This window comes from Methanocaldococcus vulcanius M7, from assembly GCF_000024625.1.
GTDB classification, from domain to species: domain Archaea; phylum AGJL01; class Methanococci; order Methanococcales; family Methanocaldococcaceae; genus Methanocaldococcus; species Methanocaldococcus vulcanius.
Window position 1 is genome coordinate 1,096,473 of record NC_013407.1, and the last position, 24,630, is coordinate 1,121,102.

Consider the following 24,630-nt stretch of genomic DNA (forward strand, 5'->3'; position numbering starts at 1 on the left):
TCATTTTAATTTTAACTTACGCTAACTTTTGATACATTCCCCTCTTTTTTAACATTTATTATCACATCGGCTATTTCCTCAAGTTCTCTGTGATGGGTTATTATTATCATTTGAGGAATACTTTTAACTTTTTTAAATATCTCAGCTAACTTTGCTCTTCTGTTTTCATCGAGAAAAACGGTAGGTTCATCAAGTATTATACACTCTATTCTATTGCCAATTAACGCGTTAGCTATTGCCAATCTCAAAGAAAGAGCAACTGCAATCTGCTCTCCTCCACTAAGGTTGTCTAAATTTAACACACCCTCGGGAGTGTGAACTCTAACTTCGAAATCTTTTGTAAGTTCTACAAAGTTGTAAGGAAGGTCAAACTCTTCAAATGCCTCATTTAAATATTTTTGAATTAAAGGAACATACTTTTCCCTGAGATATGATTGAAATCCATGTCTTCCAAAGATCTTTCTTATTTTATCTAAATAATCGATAAACTTTGATAATTTCTCTTTTTCTTTTGAAATATTTTCTAACTCATCAAGTTTTCCTTTTAACTTTTTAATACTGTCGTTTATATATCTTATTTCAGTGTTTATCTCCGCTTCATATTTTTTATATTCTTCAAGTTCCTCTCTTTTATTTTTGACTTTAAGTTTTGCTTCTTCATAATACTCTTCGCGGTAGTTTATTTCTCCAAGTTTTTGATGTATATATTTTATTCTCTCCTTTATATCCTCAATATTTTTGGTAATTTTGTAAATTTCAGATTCTAAGTAAGAAATAACGTCCTTAGTAGAATATCTATTTTTTATATCTTCGATTATTGACATTTTTGAAGTGCATTCATTGTAAATGTTTTCAAGTTTTTGTTTTGATTTTTTTAACCGATCTAACTCTTCATTTAAAGCCAGATACTCCCTATAATTTCGGTAATTTATACTTAGCAGATTTTCTACTTTTTCTAATTCTTCTTTTTTGCTATTGAGTTCTTTCAATACATCTTTAATTTTTATTAACTTTTTTTCTTTATCTCTAAGTTTGTCTATCTCTCTTTTACATTTTTCTTTGTCCCAGCCATTTATTTTGTTTTCAAGTTTATCAAGTTTATTTTTTATATCTTTTTCATTAATGTCCTCTAAATATTTCTTAGCAGATAGATAATTATTATAATATGGTTTTATCTCGTCCATTTCTAATTTTATGTCCCTTAAAACTTCATCTATTGGTTTTCCATCAATTTTATAGTTTTCAATGCGTTTATCTATTTGTAGTAAATATTTCTCTTGCTCTCTCAACTTTTCTATGAGTTTTTCAAGATTTTTCTTTTTTTCTGAATATATGGTTTTTGTTTTGTTTAGTTGATCTTCTTTTTCAATTTCTCTTGTTAATTTTTCTATACTTTTTTCTATCTCTTCGATATTATGCTCTATATTCTTTAATTCTTTGAGTTTTTCCGAAAGTTTAAGTTTATGTTGATTTATAAGTTCCATTTTTCTTTTTTCATCGATTGGAGTTTTACAAAGAGGACATCTACCTTCTACTTTTTCAAGTTCGTTTAAGATTTTCTTTAATTGCGATATTTCACTATTCAACTCTCCAATTCTTTTATTTAGATCTATTTTTTCTCTTTGTAATTTTTCAAGCATTTTTTTCTTTTCTTTAATCGATCTTAATGTTTCATCTATTTTTTCTATATTTATGGACTCAATCTCCTTTGATAATTTTTCAACATCAGTTTTTAATTTTTTTAAATTTTCTTCAGCTGAATTCCTCTCTTGGGATAATTTTGCATATTCCACATTTAATTTTTCTAATTTCCCATATTTCTCTTCTAATTCGAGGTATCTGCTATAATATGGTTCACATCTTATTTTAATTTTTTTATATCCCTCTATCTTTTCGACTTCGGAATGTAGGGTTCTAAGTTCTTCAATTAAATCCTTAATTCGCTCTATTTTTTCAATTTTATTTTTTATTTTATCGATCTCTTCTTCTATATCCTCCAAATCTCCATTATAATTGACTTTATCAATAAATTCTTCTAATTTTTTAATATCTTCTTTTAGTATATCTTTTTTATTTACTAATTTTACGTAGTTCTCATAACTCTCTTTAAGTTCTTTGAGTTTGTTTTCTATTTCCTCTATTCTATTAACTACTGACATGTATTTCTCATATTCCTCCTTATGTTCCTCTAAAAATTTTATAGACCGTGTTATTACTTCAAAATCATATTTTAGTGTGTTTAATTTCTGCTTATTTAATTCTAATGCAGTTTTTCTTTCTTCTAATTTTGATATAAATTTTTCATATTGTAGTTTTTTCTTTTCAATATTTGACAGTTCATCTTCCGCATCTTTAAGTTCTTCTTTCATCTTTTTAATTGTTTCATTAATTTTTGATAGTTCATCTGTTTTCTCTTGCAGTTTTTTTTCCATGTCTCTTAATTCTTGCTCGAAGGATTTTTTATTACTTAACTCTCCTTCCAATCTCTCAAGTTTTGACTTGTATTCTTTTAAAATCTCCCCCATCTTTTGATAGCACTTTTCGAATTCATCAATACCGAGGAGTTTTGCTATTGTTTCCATTCTCTCAGCGGGTTTCAGCATTAAAAATTTTGCAATCTCCCCCTGTTTTATATAAATAGAATTTAAAAATAGATTTTTATCGATACCTAAAACTTCACTTACTGTTTTATTAACTGCACTTATACTGCTTGCATATAATTTTCCATTTTTGTATAATTTGGCTTTTCCTCCGTTGTCATATTCTCTTATTATTTTATAATAATCTCCTCTAACTTCGAAGTCAAGTTCCACTCTAACCGATTTTCTGTTTTTTGAGATTATATTTTCATATTTAAAGTTGCTGTCTACTCCAAACAGTGCAAAAAACACTGCTTCGAATATTGATGATTTTCCACTGCCGTTTTCTCCAATAATTGCTACAATTCCCTTATCAAATGTTATTTTTGAGTTTGCATGACTTTTAAAGTTGTTCATCTTTATTTCTTTTATTATCATGCTCATCCCCTAAATTTAGAGTTGTAATAGTTTTGTAGCAAGTGTTTCCAGTCATCATTCGTTAATAAGCACTTATAAAGCTCTAATACCAAATTCCCATCCACACCTTGCTTATTTGCATATTCAATTAATGTTTTTTTAATATCTATTGCTTCAATATCTAAATTATCGTTTATATTTACGAATTCATCATCTACTAAGACCGCCTTATTTATTAAGATTTTATTGCTTATTAAATCAAAAAGAGGTTTAAATTCTTTTTTTATTTTCCCATAAACGACTGGTTTATCTTTACATTTTTTTATTGTGTTTATTGCTTCGTTTAATGACTTCTCATCTTTAATATTTACCTCTACAAATTCTCTACATTCAATATTTATCTTCTCTATATCTGAAAGATCAAGTTCATTTTTACTATAATCCACTAAATAAAACCCTTTACCCTCTTTTTTGTAGTTTTCATATTCATTTCTATAAATTATTTCTGTTGAACCGCTATAAGCCAATATCCCTTCATTTACTCTCTCCAATATTCTACTATGAACATGTCCAAGGGCATAGTAATTAAATTTAGGGAGATCAAAAAGTTCAATCTCATAATCGTATGGAAGATAGGGATTTACTCCTTGATGTAGCATTAATATCCTTTTATTGTATGATTTTGCCTTAACTTCAAATTCTTTTAATTTTTCGAGAATTTTCTCTCTTTTACTTTTCCTATGAAATCGAGTTCCACAGAGAAATATCTCTCCATCTATCACATCATATCCGTTTAATATATGAACATAATCTCTGAAAAGGGATATAGGGGTGTCTTCACTTTCCCTTCTTGGAGTTTCATGATTTCCTGCTACAATGTAAACTTTAATTCCCTTTTCTTTTAGTTTTTTAAAACCCTGCATTGCCACTTTTAACGCTCTAACTGGAGGTCTTATATCATTGAAAAGATCTCCACAATGTAAAACTACATCAGGCCTAATTTCTAATATTTGATCAATACATGTCTTAAACGCTTTATATATGTCTTTTTCTCTATCATCTAAGTTGTATTGTCTATATCCAAGATGATTATCAGCAATATGAACAAATAGCATATTGATCACGTTAGTTTTCATTTGTTATGTTTTTTGAGTAGAATTATCAATTAAAAGATATAAAAATTTTCCTCTAACTGTTTTTATTTTAGCGGGTAAGTGATATAGTATATAAACATATACAAATGCCCTTCATAGAAAATTCAAAATAACCCATTGAAATTATAAAGAAAACTTTAAATACTTAATAGTAATGATCTTGATAAGTAAAGTATACAACATGTATAAATTACTTTATATAATAAAATAGGCCTGGTGGAATAATGGCAATAAGGTTCTCAATTGATGAGATCTCAAAATCTAACAGACATACATTAGGAAGAGATATAGATGTAGCAGTTTTTAGATTAATAAGGTTTATGGATTTAGAGAAATACTTGGGAAGAGGTGCCCATGGAGTTATTTATGAATGTGGAAGAGAACTGGGACAAAGTTTAAATCCGAAGAACATAGATGACTTAATTAAGTTTTGTGAAGAGTATAAAATTGGAAAAATAGAGGTTGTAAATAAAAATCCAATACAAATTCGAGTATACGAGTGTATCTCCTGCTCAGGTCTTCCCGAAGTTGGAGAAACATTGTGCTGGTTTGAAGGAGGGTTTATAGCAGGATGTTTAGAGAAAATACTAAATAAAAAAGTTAGAGCCAAAGAAACTCACTGTGCAGGTTTGGGAGACGATTTTTGCCAATTTGAAATTACCACACTATAATCTAAAAATTTAAAAAATTAGGGTTAGTGATGTTTTTTCATCTCTTCAACAATAAATTCCAATGCCTTAAATCCCTCCCCCCTATGTTTTGCAAAAACTGCAATAGATGCAATTCTCTCCCCAACTTTTAAAAATCCAGTATTATGGTAAAATAAGGCATCTATTATACCAAATCTACGTTTTGCTTCTTCTAAAATCGGCTCTAATTTTTTAAAAATGTCTTTTTCAATAGACATTCCATCTGTGGAAATTTTTTCTCCATCTTTTAAATCATACTCTCTAACAAATCCATTAAAGGTTATCACACATCCAAATTTTCCTCTATATTTACATATATATGAATCTAACAATCTACAAAACTCTTCATAATCTTTAACAATCATAAAACCACCCAAATAAACTTTTTAACTTAATTAACTACTGAAAACAATAAAAAAGTTTCGAAAGTATCTGCTCTTTTATTAAATAGAAAAAATAATAATTAAACGAATTCATTTACAAAATAATTATATAATTATCTTTTCAGAGTTTCTATCCCCTTAAGAAGTTTTATTTTACCTAATTTTAAAATTTTTATATCTCCATCCACGAAGAGGTCTGATTTTAATCAAAGCTGTCGAAATAGTTGCACACATAAAAGGTTCTTTCCATCCTCGAAGAGGTCTGATTTTAATAATAATCCTCCTTGGATTTGTAGTCGTGATGACGTGTTGTAATTTCCATCCTCGAAGAGGTCTGATTTTAATTATTATTTTCTGTAATCAGAGACCATCTTCCTGAGTTATATTTCCATCCTCGAAGAGGTCTGATTTTAATAAAGTTTTAGAGCTGAATCCAAGCATGATTCAAGCATATTTCCATCCTCGAAGAGGTCTGATTTTAATAGAAGCGTTAAAAGAGATTTCAAAAGCATTTAAGAAGTTTCTTCCATCCTCGAAGAGGTCTGATTTTAATTTAATACAGTAAGGGCAACATATAACAGCTCAGCAACCAACTTCCATCCTCGAAGAGGTCTGATTTTAATTTAATACAGTAAGGGCAACATATAACAGCTCAGCAACCAACTTCCATCCTCGAAGAGGTCTGATTTTAATTTAATACAGTAAGGGCAACATATAACAGCTCAGCAACCAACTTCCATCCTCGAAGAGGTCTGATTTTAATTTTTTTAATAATGCATCTGAATACTCGCTTGATGTTTTCTTCCATCCTCGAAGAGGTCTGATTTTAATTAAATAGTAATTGCTGTGATATTAATCAACATAATGCTTCCATCCTCGAAGAGGTCTGATTTTAATAGAATAATTTTTCTTATTTCATTATAATGTTTTTACTAATATTTATATTTTTCTACACTATAAAATTTCTACCCATAGATAACCCCTTTTCTTTATAAACCTTTTAACAAAACAATTCAAACTTTTATTTAAAAAATAACAATAAATATAAAATAAAAATAAAAAACACACTTAATTAACCGTGGATTTCTAAAAACAACTACAAATAACTAAAAACTCTAAAAAATCTCCATAATCAAAAACATCCAAATATAAGAAACAATAAAACAAACCAACCCTTAGAAACCAACTAAAACCAAATAAAAAACAAAAATCTAAACTAAAAACTAAAAAATCAGAAAAACAGAAACAAACAACAAGATAAATAAGAAAACAAATAGTCCATATGTTTAATAATATAAATATTAGATGCATAACTTATATATACTCAATGTCTTAAAATTTGTCATTAATAATAATGATAAATTATTGGTGGCAGCATGCTTAAAAAAATCGCAAGGAAGAAGTGTATTCATGCGATGCTTGTTTATACTGGTGGATGTAATGCGTGTGATATTGAAGTAGTTAATGCAGTGTTTTCTCCGTATTATGATGCAGAGCAGTATAATGTTTTTCTCACGTTTAATCCGAGGGAGGCGGATATCTTAATAGTTACAGGATGCGTTACTAAGGTGGTTGCTGAATCGTTGAGGCAGATATATGAAAAGATTCCAGAACCAAAGGCAGTTATTGCCGTAGGGGCGTGTGCTTTAATGGGAGGCGTCTATAAAAATATAGGTGGAGATCTTGGAACTTCGGAGTTCATTGCTGGCCCTGTGGAGAATATTATTCCCGTGGATGTTAAAGTGCCGGGATGTGCTCCAAGACCTGAGGATATAATCTCCGGAATAGTTAAGGCGATTCCTAAGGTTATCGAGGGAAAATAACAATATATAATATATTATTACATTTAAGTTAATTGACGTATTAGTTAATATTTATGTGAGGGATGAATTATGATCAGTGAAGTTGCTTCTGTATTGGGAATTCCAGCGTTGGCATTTGCAATCTCTACATACATTCCTGGTATCCAAAGGAAGATAGAAGCGAGAATACATCAGAGAATTGGGCCAAATATTTTATCTCCAGGATTTTGGTCGGTTTTTAAATTTATATTCAAGGAGGTAAAAGTTCCAGATGCCAGTTTACCTCGTTTATATAATTTACTTCCTCTTCTTTCTATCGCAGTATTGTGGGTTATCTTAGCAATAACTTCGTTAACATCGTTTCATATCTTATCAAATGAGATCGGTATTGTAGGATTTTTAAAGTTAGAGGAGATGATGTATGTTATTCTTGGTTCGTTATCTTTTTCTATAATGGGATGGAGGATGCCATACATTGATGAATGTAAAGGAACACCATTTATAAAAACATTGAAAATATCACTTGAACAGTTAGGAGCGATCAGAAGTTTTAAAATGATAACCATCGGATCCTTTCCTTTTTATTTAGCAACATTTCTCCCATTTATCCAAAAAAAGAGCATCTTTTTAAAAGATATTATTGGAGAGCCATTTTTATTATCACTTGCGGGGATTTTTGGAGCAGTTTGTTATTTTATAGGATATTTGATAATGATAAAAGAGTATCCATTTTCAATAACACATACTAAGGCGGATGTTATTGAAGGGCCAACGATGGAGTTGATTGGAAGGTATAGAGCGATCTATTTGGCAAGCACTGAACTTTTAATGATAACACTTGGTAGTTTATTTGCAACTTTGTATTTGGGAATTGCCCCTGATATAAATAATCCTATCACTATTGTTGAGAACTTAGCCATTGCAGTGATCTTTCCAATATTAGCAACGTTTGTTAGAGCATTCTCTCCTGTTCTATTATTTAGGCAGATATATCCTATTTCCTATGTGGCAACATTGATCGGCGTGATTGGTTTTGTCTTTGCACTACTCGGTTGGTAAATTGAGCTTAAAATTTCCTTTTAAAATTCTATCTTTTAAGTCGTTTGCTAATTTTAGAGCTCTCTTTCTATCTGATTGCCTGCATGTTATTGGAATTCCACATATAGATCCGAGTTTTGTTTCAAAAACATTGTAGGGGCAGATATTACAAACTCCACATCCAAAACAATCTTCTGTTATTTTTATTTTACCATTTTCTCGTTTTATAGCGAGAGTAGGGCAGTTTTCCTCAGCTATGCAATTATTACAATTTTTACAGTTTTCTTGCTTTATTTTTGGCCTTAGGTCTACATTTTCCCAGACCTCTGCATAATTTCCAATATCTATAATTTCTCTTCCAAAAATATTAACAAGTGGTAATGCAATATCTTTATCAAGCTTTTTTAGAGCATTTATATGGTTTTTAACGTATATTGGAATTGCTATTGTATTATATATCTCTACTCCGTTTGATGTTATAAACCCTCCTAAGTAGTAGGGATCCATTTCTTTCATATCTGCTGAGATCATTAAATTTGGCTTATCTATTGAGGATCTTGTCCCAAATCCTAATATTAATCCTTCAGCTCCATTTAAAAGTGCTTTTTTTCCAATTATATCTTTTTCATTTTTTATATTCATATTTTCAAGTGGATTGAACATTCCACATCCAGAAAAAGAGGCCTCTCCTTTTTTTATTGGTAATCTATGAAATATTGTGTTAACTTTACTATCTGAGGTGTTCGTAATTGCAGTGTAATTTTTAAATGCCATTCTTGTCCCTAACATTTTAGCTGTTGGCAGATCTTCAAGTTTTATTTCATTTTTATATATTTTTCCCTCACATATGGCTTTTGCTTCAAAACTTTTTCCTTTAACAAGATCTTTAAATAAAAATCCAACTTCTCCGTAAAATATCGCATCAACCTTTCCTAAAAATTCATTGGGGCAAATTCCAACCGTACCTTTTATATCGTTTAAGTAGATCTCTTCTGCTCTCTTGAATGTTTCATTAAATGGAATATGAAAGATCCCAGCAGTTCCAGACATTATTCCACATGTAGCTGAGGTTACAATATCTACTTCCTCGAGTTTTTCTTCTTCGTTGTTTCTTATGTATTTTTTCAATTCTTCAATAGTTATAACGTTTACCACTTTTGGCCACCTTTTTTCATTTTCTTACACATTTCTAATAATCTCTCTATCCTTTCTTCTGTTGGGGGGTGTGTTGAAAAGAGTTTCGCAATAAAATCCTTTCTAAATGGATTTATTATAAACATGTGTGCAGTTGCAGGATTTCCACCTTCCATCGGATGAAGTTCTACACTTTTTTCTAATTTCGCGAGAGCATTTGCTAACCATAAGGGATGAGTTAGTTTTGCTCCTTCTTCATCTGCATAAAACTCTCTCTGTCGTGAAATGGCAAATTGTATTAAAGCAGCAGCAATTGGGGCTAATATCAACAACAAAATTGTCCCAATTAACTCCAACGGATTACTATCCTCTTCCTCAGAAACGAAAAAGATCCCTCCCCAGTAAAGCATCCATTGTGCTATATACATAATTGCTCCTGCTAATGTTGCAACTACTGTGCTTATTAATATATCATTATGCTTTATATGCCCAATTTCATGTCCTATAACTCCTTCCAATTCCTCTGGAGATAAGACCTGCAATATTCCCTCTGTTACTGCGACCACGGCATTATTTGCATTTCTTCCTGTTGCGAACGCATTTGGAGTGATGGTTGGCACTATCGCAACTTTTGGTTTTGGAAGCCCTGCTTTTCTTGCGGTTCTTTCAACTATTTGATGTAGCCAAGGCATTTCGTTTTCATCAATAATTCTTGCGTTATAACTCATTAAAACAAATTTATCACTCATATAATATGCTATAATGTTCGGAATCAACGCTAAAAGTATCGCGATCAATGGATGGATGTGGAGTAGTAAACATACTATATAGATCAACGCTACAAGTAAAGCCATTAAGAAATAGGTTTTTATGGTTTCCAACATAATCGCACCTTTTAATCTCTCTTAGTTTTTCTTGCATTTTTTCGATTATTGTTGTATCTAAAATAAAAATTTTATGCTGTTTTAATGTTTACTTCAATTTGTATATACGGTGGGGGATTGTATATGGCTGGATGACAAGATATGTGGGTGTAATAATAAACATTATCAATTTTAAATAATTTTAAATAATATTTTATATCTTATGCCTCAACTCTTATCGCTTTTTAGTGATTGATTCCTCTCTGGACTCTTTCATTTTGTAGTTTGTAATATTATTTAAAAATTTCATTGTTTGAATTTGCATTTAACACTTTCTAAGTCCCCTCCTCTTTTATATGAGAGGAGTATTTTTATTTCTCCTTTATCTGCACTTCTATTTAGTGGAAATATAAGTGGAGGATTTAACATTGGTGTTTGACCAGAAACACAGTCCTCATTTAATATGGTATAGGTTCTTAACTTTATTCCGAGATTTTCTGCTCTTTCTTCTGCTTCTAATGTTATGTTATATTTTACCTCAAGAGGATTTACTTTATAAAAATCTACCTCTTCGTATATTATCTCTTCTGAGATCTCCTTAGATGTTATCTCTTCATCATAGTAAGGATGGTTTAGTTTTGCCTCTACAAGTTGAATTGTTGTTATAGCTTTTTGAGGGATTATTTTAGCGTTTTCTTTTAAATAACCTCTTTTTATTATTGAGTTTAGGACGTTTACTTGTGGTTCGGTTATCAAAGCAGTATCTAACAGTTCTGCTATGATCACATCTGCTTTTTCTTTAAAGTTGTAAAGTGAAGCATCTCCTTCGATAACTTCAATATTTTTAAAACCATTAATATATACATTTTCTTTTGCATATTCATAAGTAAATGGATCCAGTTCAATTGCATAAACTTTCTTTGCTTTTTTTGCTGACATCATCGCAAGAATTCCTGATCCAGTTCCAAGATCGTAAATTACTTCTCCTCCCTTTAATGTATTTTCTATTACTTTTTTAAATATTGCTAATCTTTCGTAGTCGGTTAATAGAGAGTAATGCCATTGAGGAACTTTTAACCTTAATTTGTTTTTTGTTAAGTCCATAGTTCCCTCCTTTTATTGTCTGTTATTGTTTACTTCTCTATTTTGGTGATTTGTTTTTTTATTTTATTATCTTTTTATTATTTTATAATATTGAAATATTAGTGTTTAAAGTGCAAAGTTCACATTTTGAATTGCGTAATACATCCGAGAGTATTTTTCAGTTTTTACGAAAATGAAAAAATATATATACTGTATAGTTAATAGTATTATTATGTGGGGGCATTAATTTACCTATTTTAGATTTTTAAATTTAATGCACTGGCAAATTAGTTAATAGTGGGGGGAGGGGATTTACGCTTTGAGCCATTTAAACCGAATTTGCTACCTCTCTACTAATTACTTCATTTAATCCTTTATTTAATTTTTTTACTTTCTTTTTACCATAACTTTAATATCTTCCATTTTTTATATTTTATTTTTATATTTTAAAAAAATAATAAAAAGAACAATAAGCATTTAAAAAGTATATGTGATAACTACGATAATAATAAGACATAAAAAATATAAATATATAAAATAAAAATTATAAAAATTAGAAATATCAAGTTAGTCCCTTATCATTCCTCTTTCTTTCTGCCATTTTCTTCTTAGTGAAAGTATACATCCTCCTCCTCTAACCCCTCCAATCGGAACTTTTGGTGTTCCAAGACAGTTCATACATCTTGCCATTACCGAAGCTCCAAGTGCTAAACCATCTTCAACAAATACAACATTCTCCTCAACATTATCCCATATATTTAACGTTTTAAGTTTTTCAACAATTAACTCAGGTTTCTTTCCAGTAATTCCAGCCCTTCCAGTTATTCCAATTGCAGATTTCTCATTTATTAAGTTCTTTTCGTATGCTAACTTTACCAATCTTCTAACAACTTCACTCATAACGTAATCTAAACAACACAATAGAGTAGGAATATCGCTTTTCTCTACCAACTCCCTACCCAGTTCTTCCAATTTTACAAGATCACTTCCATTTTCTCCAACATCACAACCTATCAACGTAGTTCCAGCTTTTTCAGCTGCTTTTGGATCTACGGGAACAGTTCCAAATCTCTCAACATCCTTAGGGACTTCTTTGATAATTATATACTTGTGCATTTTTTCTGCGTATTCTTTTGCTAACTCCTCATTTGGCTTTCCTTTTACATCTGAGAGATCTAACGCTGCTCCTGTCTTTTCATCTATCTTTCCAGATCCTCTCGCGATAGCGTCAGCAATCGCTCCTGCTAATCCACAGAGGTTTCCGATGACTTTTGCATAGGGAAGTGTATCGTTGGTAATTCGTCCTGCCAATGTGGTTCCAAAGTCAATACTCATACATGGATTTCTAAAATCGACATCAGTCCACTTGCTTCCAACTTTTATTCCTGCGGTTACAAGTTCTCCTTCCATTTCGTTTGCAACAACCTCTTTACCTGTTGGAGGTAAGACACCAGTAACTGCTCCATCAAAGATAATTTTATCTAAAAAAGAGTATTTATCGAATGGTTTTGGTATCTGATCTTTTGTCATTGCAGGAGTCATCTTCGCTGGTGGAACCCCTGCCTTCATACATCCTTGGGCTAATGCAATGATCATCTCTCCAACTTCTTCGGGGGATGCAAAACCAGCAGTAACCCCTGTACTTCTAACAACAAAGTGTAAATCATCTACTGTTAACCCTGCCTTTTTCAAACTTTCCAATAGGACTTCTTTAACCATATCCGAGACGGCTTCTCTTGTTAATTTAACACCCCAAAGTGTTTCTCCAAAGACCTCTTCTCCTTTTTTTGGTGGCCTAACATCTCTTGTCATTTTTACGTGCTTGCTAACTATGTATGTTTTACCCGTCTCCATATTGGTTGCAGTAATAATTGATTTGGTTGTAGTGTTCCCCAGTTCTACTGATGCGACAATATAGTAGGGATTTCTTTTTAATTCAATTAGATCAACGCTTTGGGATTTTGCATAGGCAATTTTTGGCTTCTTTTTGAATATTGAAGATATTACATCAAATATTCCCATAACTATCTCCCCCTTTCCTCACTAACTGTTTAGATCTTCTTGCTTCTATTTAGTTTATTTTTATGTTTATTTTATTTATTTTTATTTTGTTGTTTATAAATATTGGCTATAATATCTCCTTTACAAGTTTTTTTGATAGGGCAATAATTGAAACTATTGGGGGAAGTCCAAGTGTCTCTTTGAAAAGTGAAGCATCACAAACATAAAGCCCTTCCTTAACCTCAAATTCATCAACAACCAAACTTAAACTTCCCCCTGGATGAGATCCTCTTGGATGTGTTGAATAAATCTCTTCCACTCCAAGTTTATGGAGATATTTTGATCCCTTACTAATTCCTCTCGCTAATATTTTGAAATCGTTTTTTGTTATCTCTTTTTTAAGTTCGTTTTCCAATACGATCCCGTTATTTTCATCTCTTATTTTAATCATAATTCCAATAACATCTTTTTCTTTAATTCCTTTTATTTTGTTAGTTTTTTCTGTTTTTGTTATTTCGTTATAGAGTAGTTGAGAGTAGTGTGTAGTGAGTATAAAATCTTTATATTGTTTGCACATTAGCATTGAAATATCTTTATTTAAATAACTGTCTTTTAAAATCCCCCCGATTGTTATAAAAATGTCTACAAATAGGTTTTTTCCAATGTTATCATCATCAATAACTTTTTTTAAGAGTCGTGGGGAGTTAATTCCTCCTGCTGAGATGATGAGGTTTTTAGTTTTTATATCTCGTCCTTTTTTATCTTTAACCACCCAACAATCGTTTTTTTCAATTCTTATGGTGTTGAAGTTTGATATTATCTTGACATTAGCTTTTTTTAGGTAGTTTATTGGAGTCCACTTCGCTTCACATAGTTTTTTTGCACACATTCCACATTTTTTACATTTGTTGAAATTAATAAATTTTTCCATTTTTTTAAAACCCAAATCAGCAAATTTTCTGTCAATATCTCTTAAAAAATCATCGCTTGGGGATCTTATGTGCAATTCTTCCCATATTTCAGAGTATATTGATTTGTTTATTTTATACCCCTTTATTTTCGTTTTTATGGCATTTCCTAACGAGTAGATTCCACTACCTCCCACACCGCAGATGTAATTTACTTCAACATTTTTTCCTTCCGATATGTATTTTGGATTATCTCCTTTTTCAATGATCGCTATTCTACAATTCTCTCCGTATTTTTCTCTTAATTCTTTTGCTATTGTAGATCCTGCCACTCCAGAACCGATAATTACAAAGTCCTCCATTTTTACACCGATGATACTTATTGCAGTGAAGATTAATAAAAAAAGAGTTAATAATATCAAGATAATGATAAGATATTAGCAATTAATACATAGCAATATGTATAGCGAGGATTAAAAATTAATAAAATTAATAAGAAAGTAAAGATAAAAACCTAAAAAATCTATCCAACAAATCGCTAAAAAATTATTGCTTCTTTATATATTTTTACTATTTGATCTTCATTCAATATCCTCAAATTCATCAAATTTTCTTTTTCTTCTTTTTATAAGGTAAAAGATAACCCCACATACAATTACAATTCCTATTATTGCGTAGATTGAATTAAAGTTCTCTTCCTCTTTTTTCTCTACCTCTATGCGAAATGTTTTTGAGAGGTTGTATTTTTTATGGTAATCATCAAAATAAGAAACTTCAACATTTAACGTTAGATTTCCAAATTTATTTATTTTAAATACTGCCGTGTCGTAATCGTCTTCATCAAGATCTCCGATATATTTTGTATAATTTTCATTATCTATATTTAAAATCATTACACAATGTTTAATTTTTGAATTTCCTCTATTTGCAATTCCTACGGTCAACTCTACATAATCTCCCCTGTTTTCTACATCATCTAAATAAATAAATGGTTGATCTGGATATATCTTCTTTAAAACTCTTATATTTATTGGAATAGTTGTATTGTATCTGTTTCCATCTTCTCCTGTCCAATACAACTCTGCATTGATTGAATATATTCCATCCTCTATTTCAGGTATCGCATATAACTCAATAGGAATAGTTTTCTGCTCTCCTGCATTTAAACAACCTAAATACACTGAACTTCCGCCTAATACATTGATCTTTTCATTTCCTTTAAGATAAATGCTTAGATATTTTGCAGTTCCGGTTCCGTCATTTTTTATAGTTATGTGTATAAATTTACTCCTGCCGGGTGTTATGGAGGTGTTATCAACATTTATTTCAAAGTTGGCTTTTCCGTAGATTGGTAGGTAGTATATTTTTGTTAGTTGGTAGTGGTTTGTTATTTCTTTTCCGTTTTCGGTTTCTACTTCATCGTAGTTTACTTTTATGTCTATTTCATAGTTGTTTGAGGGAGCGTTTTCATTAACATGGAGTTTAAAGTGAACGACCTCCGACTCTCCAATGTTCAAATGACTAATATAAACCCTCCCTTTCACAGGATTAACTTGCTTTAACTCAAAAGGATAATGCGGTTTAATCTCAACCACAATATTTTTAAGTTCATGATTATAATTATCATTCGTAACCTTAACCCACAAATCCACATCATCCCCAGGATGAATAACACTCGGCTGATACTCAACCTCCCCAACCTGCAAACCAAAGGTTGGAAGCATTAGGGAAAATATGCAAAAAGGTAGAAGAAGGTAGATAATAGCTTTTTCTCTGTTCATTTTTTCCCTCTCTATCTCAATCTATATATAAGATCTTGTTCATAATAATTTATATAGTATGGCTATTTTGGGGAGTGGTTATGAAAATTGATGACATCGTTGCTTTTGCATTTAAGAATATTTCAAAAAAGAGAACGCAAAGCATGTTAACGATTATTGGAATAGTTATTGGAGTTTTAGCGATGGTTAGTTTAATATCTCTTGGTTATGGAGTTCAAAACTATATAAAAGAAGAAATGATGAAGATCGGATCAAATAAAATAACAATTCTACCAATGAAGCAATTTGGAGTTCCTCCATCTCATTATTTTACTAAAAAAGATGTTAAAGCAATTGAGAATGTTAAAGGCGTTGATGCAGTAATGTATGGTTGGTATGGAGGTTGTGAGATTGAATACAACGGAGAGAAGAAGTTTGTCTCCTATTATTATGCGAAACCTTCCCAATTAAAAAAGGTGTATAAGGGAAGTGGTTATGAGATAGACGAGGGAAGATGGTTGAGCGATAATGACAAATATGCGTGTGTTATTGGATATGGAACCGCTCATGATTTATTTAATAGAGAAATAAAAATTGGAGATGTTATAAAAATTAAAGACAAGAAATTTAGAGTTGTTGGAATTTTAAAACCTGTCGGAGATCAGCAAGATGACAATTCCGTTTTATTAAATATCGATATTGGAGAGAAGTTATTTGGAAATGAGGGAAAATATAATTTTATTACTGTTACAGTAAAAGAGGGAGAGGATATAAATGAAGTCGCAAATGAAATTAAAAAGGCCTTAAAAAAATCTTTTGGAAGTGATGATTTTTCAGTTTTAACTGCGGAACAGCTTGCTGAAACTGTCGGATCAGTTCTTGGGGTTATAACCATATTTGTAGTTGGTGTGGCAGGAATTTCCTTACTTGTTGGAGCTGTTGGCATATCAAACACTATGCATATGAGTATTTTGGAAAGAAGAAAGGATATTGGAATCTTAAAAGCACTGGGAGCTAAAACTACCGATATTTTGGCAATATTTGTTGTTGAGTCAGGATTTTTAGGACTTTTTGGTGGAATGATCGGATTGATCTTGGGAATAGTGCTTGCTAAATTTGTAGAGTCGCTTGCTCATAAGTTTGGGTATTTGATGGTAAATGCATGGATCTCTTGGGAACTAATTGTTGGGGTGTTAATATTTTCCTTTTTAGTTGGAGTAATTAGCGGATACTTCCCTGCAAGGAGTGGAGCGAAACTAAATCCTATAGAAACATTAAGAGGGGAGTAATATTGATAAAAGTTAAAAATGTTTGGAAAATTTATGGAAAAGGAGAAGCAAAAACCATTGCCTTAAAGAATATTAATTTGGAGATAGAAAAAGGAGAATTTGTTATGATAATGGGACCAAGCGGATGTGGTAAATCAACCCTCTTAAATATTTTGGGTCTTTTAGACGTCCCTACAAAGGGAGCAGTTCACTATAAGGGAAGAAAAACAAGTTCCATGAGTGAAAACGAAAGAGCAGTTTTTAGGAGGAAAATTGGGGGTTTTGTGTTCCAGCAGTTCCATTTAATAAAGACATTAACCGCTTTAGAAAATGTAGAACTTCCGATGATGCTCGATGAAAAAGATAAAAGATATAGAAGAAGAAAGGCAAAAAAACTTTTAAAGATGGTGGGGTTGGAAAAAAGAATCAATCATTACCCACATCAATTAAGTGGAGGACAACAGCAAAGAGTTGCAATAGCGAGGGCTTTGGCAAACGACCCGAAAATAATATTTGCTGATGAACCAACAGGAAATTTAGATAGTAAAAGTGGTGAAGTTGTCATGAATATTTTAAAAGAACTGAATGAAAAAGGGATAACGATAATTATGGTTACACATGAGCAGGAGTTGACAAGATACGCTTCAAAAATCGTTAAGTTAAAAGATGGAGAGATCGTGGAAATCGTGGAGAAATAAGAGAAATAAATAAAAATAATTGAAAATAAAATAACAAAAAACAAAATATGAATAAAAATAAAATAATAAAGAAGTAAGAACCGATAAACAAAACGTGAGATTATGAAGTATGATAGTAGGGTTGTGGAGAGGGGAAAAGCGTACTATAAAAACAATTTAGTTAAATACTGTATTAAATTTGGAGATTTCCTCTTTGGAGAGGTTTTTGGATCTGAACTTTATAGAGTTAAGGTAGATCTGAAAGATCACTCTTCTATATGTTCATGCCCTTATAGATTCAACTGTAAGCATGGATATGCGTTAATAGAGGCCTATAAAAATAATAACTACATTGATGGAGATGAAATATTTAATAATTTAAAAAATAAATCAAAAGAAGAGTTATTAGATATTTTAAAGGAACTGGTTGTTAAAAACTATTTATGGGATTGTTTTGTTGATGTAGATAGTTTAATATATAGAGCTATTGGTATAATAAAACTAATTCCAATAGAGAAAAAACATATCTTTACCCTTATTTCTTTTCTTAGAAACTGTTTTGTTAAAAATGCAAAAGATGAAGAACTTTTAAGGGTTATAGTTGAGATGTTAAAAATGGATCTGGATTTTAACGATTCCAATATAATTGAGGCGTTAACGTTGATATTGGATGAGATTTTTGAAAGAAAAAATAAAGAAACAATAAAAAAACTTGTAGATCTATATAGGAAGAATAGAAAAGAGTTATGGTTAGTTCAAGATTATCTTATTGAGAACTGGGATTATCTTGATGAATTTAAGTGAGTAAATTATAAGTAAAGGTGAGTTGGAGCTTCTTTTTGATTAACCTTTAATTTTTTGAGAGAGATCTCTAAATCTTCTTTATTTATATAATCTCTACCTTCTAATATTGCCCTATGGAGGGCTGGCTTTAAAAATTTCTCCTTAATGTCTCTGCCACTAAATCCTTTCGTTTTTTCTACAAATTCCTTTAAATTTGCTTTAATTGGAATTGGCATCTTTTTAGCATAGAGTTCCATAATTTTTAATCGTTCTTTATCATCTGGAAGCTTAAACTCTATTTCCTCCTCAAATCTACTTCTAATTGCTGAATCAAGCATTGCAGGATTGTTGGTTGCAGCAATAGTTACAACTCCCTCATTTTCTTTGATACCATCTAACTCTGTTAAAAGTGCATTAACGACCTCAGAAACATCTCCTCTAAGTGATTGATACTCCCTACTTAATCCTATTGCATCCAACTCATCTATAAATACAACACAAGGAGCATTTTCTGATGCTTTTTGATACAACTCTCTGATCATTTTAGAAGCATCTCCTACATGCTCTCCTATCAATTCAGGAGCTTTTACCAATATAAATGAAGAATTTGTCTCGGTAGCAAGTGCTCTCGCCATAAGTGTTTTCCCAGTTCCGGGAGGTCCGTAAAATAAAACATTCTTTGGAGCCCAGTCCCCGAAGAGTTCTGGATCTTCCAGATACTTCATAATTATCCTACACTTCTTTTTTGCCTCTTCCTGCCCAACGATCTCGCTAAACTTAGCTTTTTTAAATTGTGTTCTTATAACTTTTTTTGGAGTTTGAAGTTTAAAAACCGTCTCGCTTGTGATCATCCCTCCATCTTTTGGATATGTAGAGAGAACTTTAAATGCATAATCAGGAATTATCGAATTATCAAAAAGATAATCCCCTTCTTTAACAATCTCTCCAATCCATTGATCTCTCGCGTAAATATTAAATAATACAGGATCCTCAGCAGACACACTGACGTTCTCGCTTCCCATTTTTATAGGAAAGCCAGCTGGCTCTATAACCACATACTTTAATGATGGAATTGTATCATCGTAAGTTTTAATCTTTGAAAATGTCTTTATTTTTATTGGAGTTAATCCAATCTTATTCATAATAATCACCAATTTAGTGATGATAAAGGGCAACTATATTTATATTTATTAGGTTATATTAATAATTTACCTCACAAAAATCAAGGGGGATGAGATGACATCGACGGACTTGTTTTTCTTTTTCTTCTTATTTTTCTTATTTATATATCCAGAGATGATGTTAAGATACAAGATAATGAGAAGATTGAGATGTATTAAAGAGATTGAGAAAGAAAGAGGAACGAGAGTTATTGCAATGATACACAGACAGGAAGCGTTAACTTTTTTAGGAATTCCATTATATAAATATATCACTATTGAAGATAGCGAGGAAATTTTAAGGGCTATACGTTTAACCCCCGAGGATATGCCTATTGACTTAATAATACACACTCCAGGAGGTTTGGCTTTGGCAAGTGAACAGATAGCATTAGCATTAAAAGAACACAAAGCAAAAACAACAGTTATAATTCCTCACTATGCGATGAGTGGAGGATCGCTAATTGCACTTGCAGCAGATGAGATACTGATCGATAAAAACGCGGTTATGGGGCCAGTAGATCCACAGATTGGGCAGTATCCAGCCGCTTCAATATTAGAAACATATTACAGAAAGGGAGAGAAGGTAAGTGATGAAACACTGATCTTAGTTGACATATCTAAAAAAGCAATTAAGCAGATGTATGAATTTGTATATGAATTGTTAAAGGATAGATATGGAGAAGAGAAATCAAAAGACATAGCAAAAAAATTAACTGAAGGAAGATGGACTCATGATTATCCATTAACCGTTAATAAACTAAAAGAACTTGGGATTGAAGTTAATACAAACGTCCCAAGGAAAGTTTATGAGTTATTAGAGCTCTACCCTCAACCAATGGGATCAAAACCATCCGTTTACTACATCCCAGTTCCATATGAAAAGAAAGAAAGTGAAAAAAATGCAAAATAATTCCAAATCTGTAAAAATTAGAAAAAAAATTAGAAAAGTAAAAATAGGAGAATTAGAATTTGATGTTATATTGGCAGATAACTTTATTAAGAGAGCAATTGGTTTAATGATGAGAGATATAGGAGATGGGGCTATGCTCTTTCTATATAAAAAGAGAAAAGTATCTATCCACACATTTTTCATGCGTTATCCCATAGATGTTATTTTCATTGATGAGAACAGGGTGGTTGAAACCACAACTCTCCCTCCGTGGAGAACTTACTCATGTAAAAGATATTCAACAGCAATGCTTGAATTTAAAAGTAGGGATGTTGATTTAGAGGCGTTAATAGGAGAAGAAGTAAAGTTTATTTTTTAATTTTTAATTAATTTTTAATACTTTATTAAAATCATATTTGGAGGAATATTATGGAGTATTTAAAAATTTTAGAGGACTTAGTAAAAATTAGAACAGATAACGAAAAAGGAGTAAAAAAAGCGTTTAAATATTTATCAGATCTATTTAACAACCTTGGAATAAAAAATGAAATAATAGAAGGATGTTTTATTGCATATAAAGATGATTTAAAAAAGATCAATAAAATATTTAACTCACATATTGATACTGTTAAATTTCAGAGGGAGTTTAAAAGAGAAGAGGATAAAATATATGGAACAGGAGTTATAGATGCAAAAGGAAACGTAATTTTAATGATGCACGCTTTTTTAACTACTGAAAATTCCTTATTGGTTATCTCCCCAGATGAAGAAACGAAATCTGAAGGGATTTGTAAATTTTGTCAGTATTTAAAAAATCATAAGGAATTTAAAGAAAATATTAAAAAAAGATCTCTCAACGTTATAGTTGGAGAACCAACCGACTTAAAAGTGTGCATTGGACATAAAGGTCGTTTTGAATATATGGTAGAGTGTTTTGGAGAAGCGAAACATGCGTCTTTTCCATCATCCACTAACCCAATAGAAATAATAAGTAAAGTGGTTTTAGATATTAAAAATATCCCATTAAAAAGCATAAAATTCGAAAAAACATATTATTCATCTATAACACCAACAATTGTAAAGGGAGGAGTTCAAAGCAATATCACTCCCGACTATGCGAGTGTTTTATTTGATGTTCGCAGTGTAGAAAACGATCTCATAAAAAAGATCGATAATTTCTTATCTAAAAAAGAATATTATAACAAAATAAAAGCAGGTTTGGTTAAAAATAGAAATTTTGCTGACTTTTACATTTTAAAAAATGAGGAATTGTTGAAAAAATTATCGGATAATTTTGACATATCATTTTTTAATGCCACGTGTGAAGCTTTCTACTTCAACAAATTTTTAAACGCTGATGCCATAATATATGGAGTTGGAAGGTTAGAACTCGCACACTCAAAAAATGAACATCTATACATAAAAGAATTTTTTAAGGGAATAAAGGAGATAGAAAAACTCGCTAACTTGGTGGAAGAATGATTGGAATAATAGGTGGAACAGGAATTGCAGGAATTTTGAAAGGAGATAAAGAGGAAGTGATTAACACAAAATATGGGAAAGCAAAAGTTATTATTGACAAAGAAAGTGATGTTGTTTTATTATTTAGACATGGAGCAAGTCATAGCTTACCTCCTCATAAAATAAATTATAGGGCAAACATATACGCTTTAAAAATGCTTGGAGTAGAGAGGATCTTGGCTATAAATTCTGTTGGTTCTCTAAAAATCGATTTAAAGCCAGGAATGTTTTTTATACCAAATGATTTTATCGAATTTACTAAAAAAAGAGAAGAAACATTTTACGATTGTGGAAAAGTTGTTCATATTGATATGACAGAGCCATACTGCCCACAACTTAGGAATGTTTTAAAATCAATACTGGAAAAAAGGAAATACGCTTACGGAGAAGGGGTTTATGTTTGCACTGAAGGGCCGAGATTCGAAACAAAGAGAGAAATAGAGATATACAAAAATTGGGGAGATGTTGTAGGAATGACTGGCTATCCAGAAGTGGTTTTAGCGAGGGAGTTAGAAATATGCTACACCTCACTGTGCAGTATAACTAACTATGCATGTGGTATTTCAAAGAACATTTTAACCGTTGATGAGGTCTTATCTACAATAAAAGAGATGGAAGATAAGATATTAAACATAGTTGAGGAATTTGTAAACTACAAATTCGGAGAAAGGGACTGTATTTGTAAAGATGCTTTAAAACATGCGGTTATTGGATAAATATTTGAGCAATATTTTGTTTCTAATTTTTAGTTTTTATTAGGGTTTCAATCGTTTTAACATTAGCCATTCCCTTTCTTTCTGTCTCTTCCCATTCATTTTCTGGAACTGAATCAGCCACGATTCCTGCTCCAACTTGAATATATCCCTTATTTTTTAATATTACAAAGGTTCTTATGGTTATAGCAAGATCCATCAAATCATCCCATCCGAAATATCCAACGCCTCCTCCGTAAGGTCCTCTCCATGTTTTTTCGAGTTCTTCAATGATCTCCATAGCTCTAACCTTTGGAGCTCCACTTAACGTCCCAGCTGGAAATGTAGCTTTTACCGCCAAGAAGGAATCGTAATTATCTTTTAACTCTCCAATTACATTACTTACAATATGTTGAACATGAGAATATTTCTCTATGGTCATAAAATCGCTAACTTCAACAGTTCCAAATTTTGAGATCTTTCCAATATCATTTCTTGCTAAATCAACAAGCATAACATGCTCAGCTCTCTCTTTTTCATCATTTAATAACTTATTTTCCAATTCCTTATCTTCCTCTTCTGTTTTTCCTCTTCTTATAGTTCCAGCAATCGGTCGTGTTATAACCAATCTTTTATTGTTTGTATAGTTAGTTCTAACCAGTATTTCCGGAGAGGAACCGATAATTTTTCTATCTCCAAAGTCCAAATAATACATGTAAGGAGAAGGGTTAATCTCCCTAACTTTTTTGTAGATCTCTAAGTGATCTAAGTTTTCTAAATCAACCTCTATCCTCCTTGATAAAACAACCTGGAAAATATCTCCAGAGAAAATATACTCTTTTGCCTTTTTTACTGCTCCTATAAACTCCTCTTTACTCATATTCGACTTTATTTTTAAATTTTTTTCTTCCTGTTTTTCATTTTTATTTTTAACATTATCTTTATTATTTTTATTAATTTTAATACCTCTTGACCTCTCTACAATATCTTTCAAATGATCTATGCCCTCTTTACTTTCTGCAACTAAGTTAACAACTCCTTCCTTTAAATCATAGGAGATAAAGTCCTTTATTATAAAAAACTCCGCATCTGGAAAGTTTAGGTCATTTACGGGCTTTGGATGAATTTCAGAGAGATCTATCCAGTATCTTATAATATCATAACTTAAATATCCGACAAGTCCTCCTTTAAATCTTGGAATTGGTTCAATGTTTGATATATCAATAAATCTTAAATAATGATTTCTAACTTCTCTTAAAGCATCTAATGGGCATTCATACTTTCCTTCTAATTCTTTTGCTAACTCTCCAAATTCTGTAAATGCATCTACTTCCAATTTGCCATTTTTAAATGTTAACTTTCCCTCTGCTTTCCCTAAGATAGAATATCTTGCTATTTTTGGAACGCCCTCAGCGGACTCTAATAAAAATGTATTCTCCCCTCTAATTTGTTCATAAACACTTAGAGGTTCAGAACTCATCTTTATTTTTTTAATTATCATTAATAATCACCATGAACTTACCATCTGTTTTCTCTTTTTTCTTTTATCACTTATTAAATTTTTTAATTTTTTAATTTTTTGTTGAGTGTATCTAATGTCAAAGGATATGATGATTATCCTTTACATCAACTTTTATTAAGATGACCCTTACACTTAATATTAAAACCCAATATAACAACCTATTAAAACTAAGATTATTTTTGAACATAAATATTTTTAAAGTTTAAATACATATCCGAATATAATTATATAATAAATAATAAATCTTCCGACAGAACCGTTAAGTATATATAGTAGTTATTTTTTATTTTTGAGGTTCTACAAA

General features: G+C 31.0%; 21 protein-coding genes and 1 CRISPR repeat array. Of the genes, 10 read left to right on the forward strand and 11 right to left on the reverse strand.

Annotated elements, in window-relative coordinates:
- Positions 1–11: 11 nt before the first annotated feature.
- Both METVU_RS05495 and METVU_RS05500 read right to left on the reverse strand, forming a co-directional pair.
- On the reverse strand, positions 12–3,017 hold the full coding sequence (locus METVU_RS05495) for an AAA family ATPase (RefSeq protein WP_015733202.1): 3,006 nt from the start codon (positions 3,015–3,017) through the stop codon (positions 12–14).
- Positions 3,018–3,019: 2 nt separating this feature from the next.
- Positions 3,020–4,111 (reverse strand): metallophosphoesterase family protein, encoded by a 1,092-nt coding sequence (locus METVU_RS05500; protein WP_015733203.1) that lies wholly within the window; start codon positions 4,109–4,111, stop codon positions 3,020–3,022.
- 263 nt (positions 4,112–4,374) lie between these two features.
- On the opposite strand from METVU_RS05500, the gene METVU_RS05505 reads away from it, so the two are divergent.
- On the forward strand, positions 4,375–4,821 hold the full coding sequence (locus METVU_RS05505; RefSeq protein ID WP_015733204.1) for a V4R domain-containing protein: 447 nt from the start codon (positions 4,375–4,377) through the stop codon (positions 4,819–4,821).
- A gap of 23 nt (positions 4,822–4,844) precedes the next feature.
- Here METVU_RS05505 and METVU_RS05510 read toward each other — a convergent pair whose 3' ends face one another.
- Complete coding sequence (locus tag METVU_RS05510) at positions 4,845–5,204, reverse strand: molybdenum cofactor biosynthesis protein MoaE (protein WP_015733205.1); 360 nt, start codon at positions 5,202–5,204, stop codon at positions 4,845–4,847.
- A 195-nt stretch (positions 5,205–5,399) separates the two neighbouring features.
- A CRISPR array of direct repeats spans positions 5,400–6,119; the repeat unit is 30 nt; unit sequence TTTCCATCCTCGAAGAGGTCTGATTTTAAT.
- Positions 6,120–6,598: 479 nt separating this feature from the next.
- On the opposite strand from METVU_RS05510, the gene METVU_RS05515 reads away from it, so the two are divergent.
- Together METVU_RS05515 and METVU_RS05520 are read left to right on the forward strand one after the other, a co-directional pair.
- Positions 6,599–7,045 carry an NADH-quinone oxidoreductase subunit B family protein gene (locus METVU_RS05515; RefSeq protein WP_015733206.1) on the forward strand — a complete coding sequence of 149 codons (447 nt, stop codon included), beginning with the start codon at positions 6,599–6,601 and terminating at the stop codon, positions 7,043–7,045.
- A gap of 69 nt (positions 7,046–7,114) precedes the next feature.
- Positions 7,115–8,083, forward strand: coding sequence for a respiratory chain complex I subunit 1 family protein (locus tag METVU_RS05520; protein WP_015733207.1), 969 nt, complete (start codon positions 7,115–7,117; stop codon positions 8,081–8,083).
- Here METVU_RS05520 and METVU_RS05525 read toward each other — a convergent pair.
- From METVU_RS05525 to METVU_RS05550, 6 genes are all read right to left on the reverse strand, one after another.
- Complete coding sequence (locus METVU_RS05525; RefSeq protein WP_015733208.1) at positions 8,069–9,217, reverse strand: methanogenesis marker 16 metalloprotein; 1,149 nt, start codon at positions 9,215–9,217, stop codon at positions 8,069–8,071. The genes METVU_RS05520 and METVU_RS05525 overlap by 15 nt on opposite strands.
- On the reverse strand, positions 9,211–10,080 hold the full coding sequence (locus METVU_RS05530; RefSeq protein ID WP_015733209.1) for a zinc metalloprotease HtpX: 870 nt from the start codon (positions 10,078–10,080) through the stop codon (positions 9,211–9,213). The genes METVU_RS05525 and METVU_RS05530 overlap by 7 nt, the downstream gene beginning before the upstream one ends.
- A 285-nt stretch (positions 10,081–10,365) precedes the next feature.
- A complete protein-coding gene (locus METVU_RS05535; protein WP_015733210.1) occupies positions 10,366–11,163 on the reverse strand; it encodes a 50S ribosomal protein L11 methyltransferase in 798 nt (265 codons plus the stop codon).
- A gap of 546 nt (positions 11,164–11,709) precedes the next feature.
- Positions 11,710–13,164 (reverse strand): methanogenesis marker 14 protein, encoded by a 1,455-nt coding sequence (locus tag METVU_RS05540; RefSeq protein WP_015733211.1) that lies wholly within the window; start codon positions 13,162–13,164, stop codon positions 11,710–11,712.
- A gap of 106 nt (positions 13,165–13,270) precedes the next feature.
- On the reverse strand, positions 13,271–14,413 hold the full coding sequence (locus tag METVU_RS05545; RefSeq protein ID WP_015733212.1) for a GMC family oxidoreductase N-terminal domain-containing protein: 1,143 nt from the start codon (positions 14,411–14,413) through the stop codon (positions 13,271–13,273).
- Positions 14,414–14,632: 219 nt separating this feature from the next.
- Positions 14,633–15,832 (reverse strand): COG1361 S-layer family protein, encoded by a 1,200-nt coding sequence (locus METVU_RS05550; protein ID WP_015733213.1) that lies wholly within the window; start codon positions 15,830–15,832, stop codon positions 14,633–14,635.
- 80 nt (positions 15,833–15,912) lie between these two features.
- Between METVU_RS05550 and METVU_RS05555 the strand changes: the two genes are divergently transcribed.
- The 3 genes from METVU_RS05555 (at position 15,913) to METVU_RS05565 (ending at position 18,560) form a co-directional block, all read left to right on the forward strand.
- Positions 15,913–17,100 carry an ABC transporter permease gene (locus tag METVU_RS05555; RefSeq protein WP_015733214.1) on the forward strand — a complete coding sequence of 396 codons (1,188 nt, stop codon included), beginning with the start codon at positions 15,913–15,915 and terminating at the stop codon, positions 17,098–17,100.
- Between the two features lie 2 nt (positions 17,101–17,102).
- Positions 17,103–17,777, forward strand: coding sequence for an ABC transporter ATP-binding protein (locus METVU_RS05560; RefSeq protein ID WP_015733215.1), 675 nt, complete (start codon positions 17,103–17,105; stop codon positions 17,775–17,777).
- Positions 17,778–17,879: 102 nt separating this feature from the next.
- A complete protein-coding gene (locus METVU_RS05565) occupies positions 17,880–18,560 on the forward strand; it encodes an SWIM zinc finger family protein (protein ID WP_015733216.1) in 681 nt (226 codons plus the stop codon).
- Between the two features lie 5 nt (positions 18,561–18,565).
- On the opposite strand, the gene METVU_RS05570 is transcribed toward METVU_RS05565, so the two are convergent.
- Complete coding sequence (locus METVU_RS05570; protein ID WP_015733217.1) at positions 18,566–19,681, reverse strand: AAA family ATPase; 1,116 nt, start codon at positions 19,679–19,681, stop codon at positions 18,566–18,568.
- Positions 19,682–19,775: 94 nt separating this feature from the next.
- Between METVU_RS05570 and METVU_RS05575 the strand changes: the two genes are divergently transcribed.
- From METVU_RS05575 to mtnP, 4 genes are read left to right on the forward strand one after another with little or no spacing between them, the layout of a single operon-like run.
- Complete coding sequence (locus METVU_RS05575) at positions 19,776–20,612, forward strand: SDH family Clp fold serine proteinase (RefSeq protein WP_015733218.1); 837 nt, start codon at positions 19,776–19,778, stop codon at positions 20,610–20,612.
- Positions 20,602–20,970 (forward strand): DUF192 domain-containing protein, encoded by a 369-nt coding sequence (locus METVU_RS05580; protein ID WP_015733219.1) that lies wholly within the window; start codon positions 20,602–20,604, stop codon positions 20,968–20,970. The genes METVU_RS05575 and METVU_RS05580 overlap by 11 nt, the downstream gene beginning before the upstream one ends.
- A 50-nt stretch (positions 20,971–21,020) precedes the next feature.
- Positions 21,021–22,073 carry a M20/M25/M40 family metallo-hydrolase gene (locus METVU_RS05585; protein WP_015733220.1) on the forward strand — a complete coding sequence of 351 codons (1,053 nt, stop codon included), beginning with the start codon at positions 21,021–21,023 and terminating at the stop codon, positions 22,071–22,073.
- A complete protein-coding gene (gene mtnP, locus METVU_RS05590; RefSeq protein ID WP_015733221.1) occupies positions 22,070–22,828 on the forward strand; it encodes an S-methyl-5'-thioadenosine phosphorylase in 759 nt (252 codons plus the stop codon). The genes METVU_RS05585 and mtnP overlap by 4 nt, the downstream gene beginning before the upstream one ends.
- Before the next feature lie 22 nt (positions 22,829–22,850).
- Here the strand turns inward: mtnP and trpE are convergent, their stop codons facing one another.
- Positions 22,851–24,305, reverse strand: a complete 1,455-nt coding sequence (gene trpE / locus METVU_RS05595; RefSeq protein WP_015733222.1) for an anthranilate synthase component I — start codon at positions 24,303–24,305, stop codon at positions 22,851–22,853.
- Positions 24,306–24,630: the final 325 nt, after the last annotated feature.

Bases quoted from the DNA above. Each gene is read 5' to 3' on its own strand.
- METVU_RS05495 (WP_015733202.1), bottom strand. From the start codon at position 3,017: ATGATAATAAAAGAAATAAAGATGAACAACTTTAAAAGTCATGCAAAC.
- METVU_RS05520 (WP_015733207.1), top strand. From the start codon at position 7,115: ATGATCAGTGAAGTTGCTTCTGTATTGGGAATTCCAGCGTTGGCATTT.
- METVU_RS05545 (WP_015733212.1), bottom strand. From the start codon at position 14,413: ATGGAGGACTTTGTAATTATCGGTTCTGGAGTGGCAGGATCTACAATA.
- METVU_RS05540 (WP_015733211.1), bottom strand. From the start codon at position 13,164: ATGGGAATATTTGATGTAATATCTTCAATATTCAAAAAGAAGCCAAAA.
- METVU_RS05535 (WP_015733210.1), bottom strand. From the start codon at position 11,163: ATGGACTTAACAAAAAACAAATTAAGGTTAAAAGTTCCTCAATGGCAT.
- mtnP (WP_015733221.1), top strand. From the start codon at position 22,070: ATGATTGGAATAATAGGTGGAACAGGAATTGCAGGAATTTTGAAAGGA.
- METVU_RS05510 (WP_015733205.1), bottom strand. From the start codon at position 5,204: ATGATTGTTAAAGATTATGAAGAGTTTTGTAGATTGTTAGATTCATAT.
- METVU_RS05505 (WP_015733204.1), top strand. From the start codon at position 4,375: ATGGCAATAAGGTTCTCAATTGATGAGATCTCAAAATCTAACAGACAT.
- METVU_RS05500 (WP_015733203.1), bottom strand. From the start codon at position 4,111: ATGCTATTTGTTCATATTGCTGATAATCATCTTGGATATAGACAATAC.
- METVU_RS05515 (WP_015733206.1), top strand. From the start codon at position 6,599: ATGCTTAAAAAAATCGCAAGGAAGAAGTGTATTCATGCGATGCTTGTT.
- METVU_RS05570 (WP_015733217.1), bottom strand. From the start codon at position 19,681: ATGAATAAGATTGGATTAACTCCAATAAAAATAAAGACATTTTCAAAG.
- METVU_RS05530 (WP_015733209.1), bottom strand. From the start codon at position 10,080: ATGTTGGAAACCATAAAAACCTATTTCTTAATGGCTTTACTTGTAGCG.
- METVU_RS05580 (WP_015733219.1), top strand. From the start codon at position 20,602: ATGCAAAATAATTCCAAATCTGTAAAAATTAGAAAAAAAATTAGAAAA.
- METVU_RS05555 (WP_015733214.1), top strand. From the start codon at position 15,913: ATGAAAATTGATGACATCGTTGCTTTTGCATTTAAGAATATTTCAAAA.
- trpE (WP_015733222.1), bottom strand. From the start codon at position 24,305: ATGATAATTAAAAAAATAAAGATGAGTTCTGAACCTCTAAGTGTTTAT.
- METVU_RS05575 (WP_015733218.1), top strand. From the start codon at position 19,776: ATGACATCGACGGACTTGTTTTTCTTTTTCTTCTTATTTTTCTTATTT.
- METVU_RS05585 (WP_015733220.1), top strand. From the start codon at position 21,021: ATGGAGTATTTAAAAATTTTAGAGGACTTAGTAAAAATTAGAACAGAT.
- METVU_RS05550 (WP_015733213.1), bottom strand. From the start codon at position 15,832: ATGAACAGAGAAAAAGCTATTATCTACCTTCTTCTACCTTTTTGCATA.
- METVU_RS05565 (WP_015733216.1), top strand. From the start codon at position 17,880: ATGAAGTATGATAGTAGGGTTGTGGAGAGGGGAAAAGCGTACTATAAA.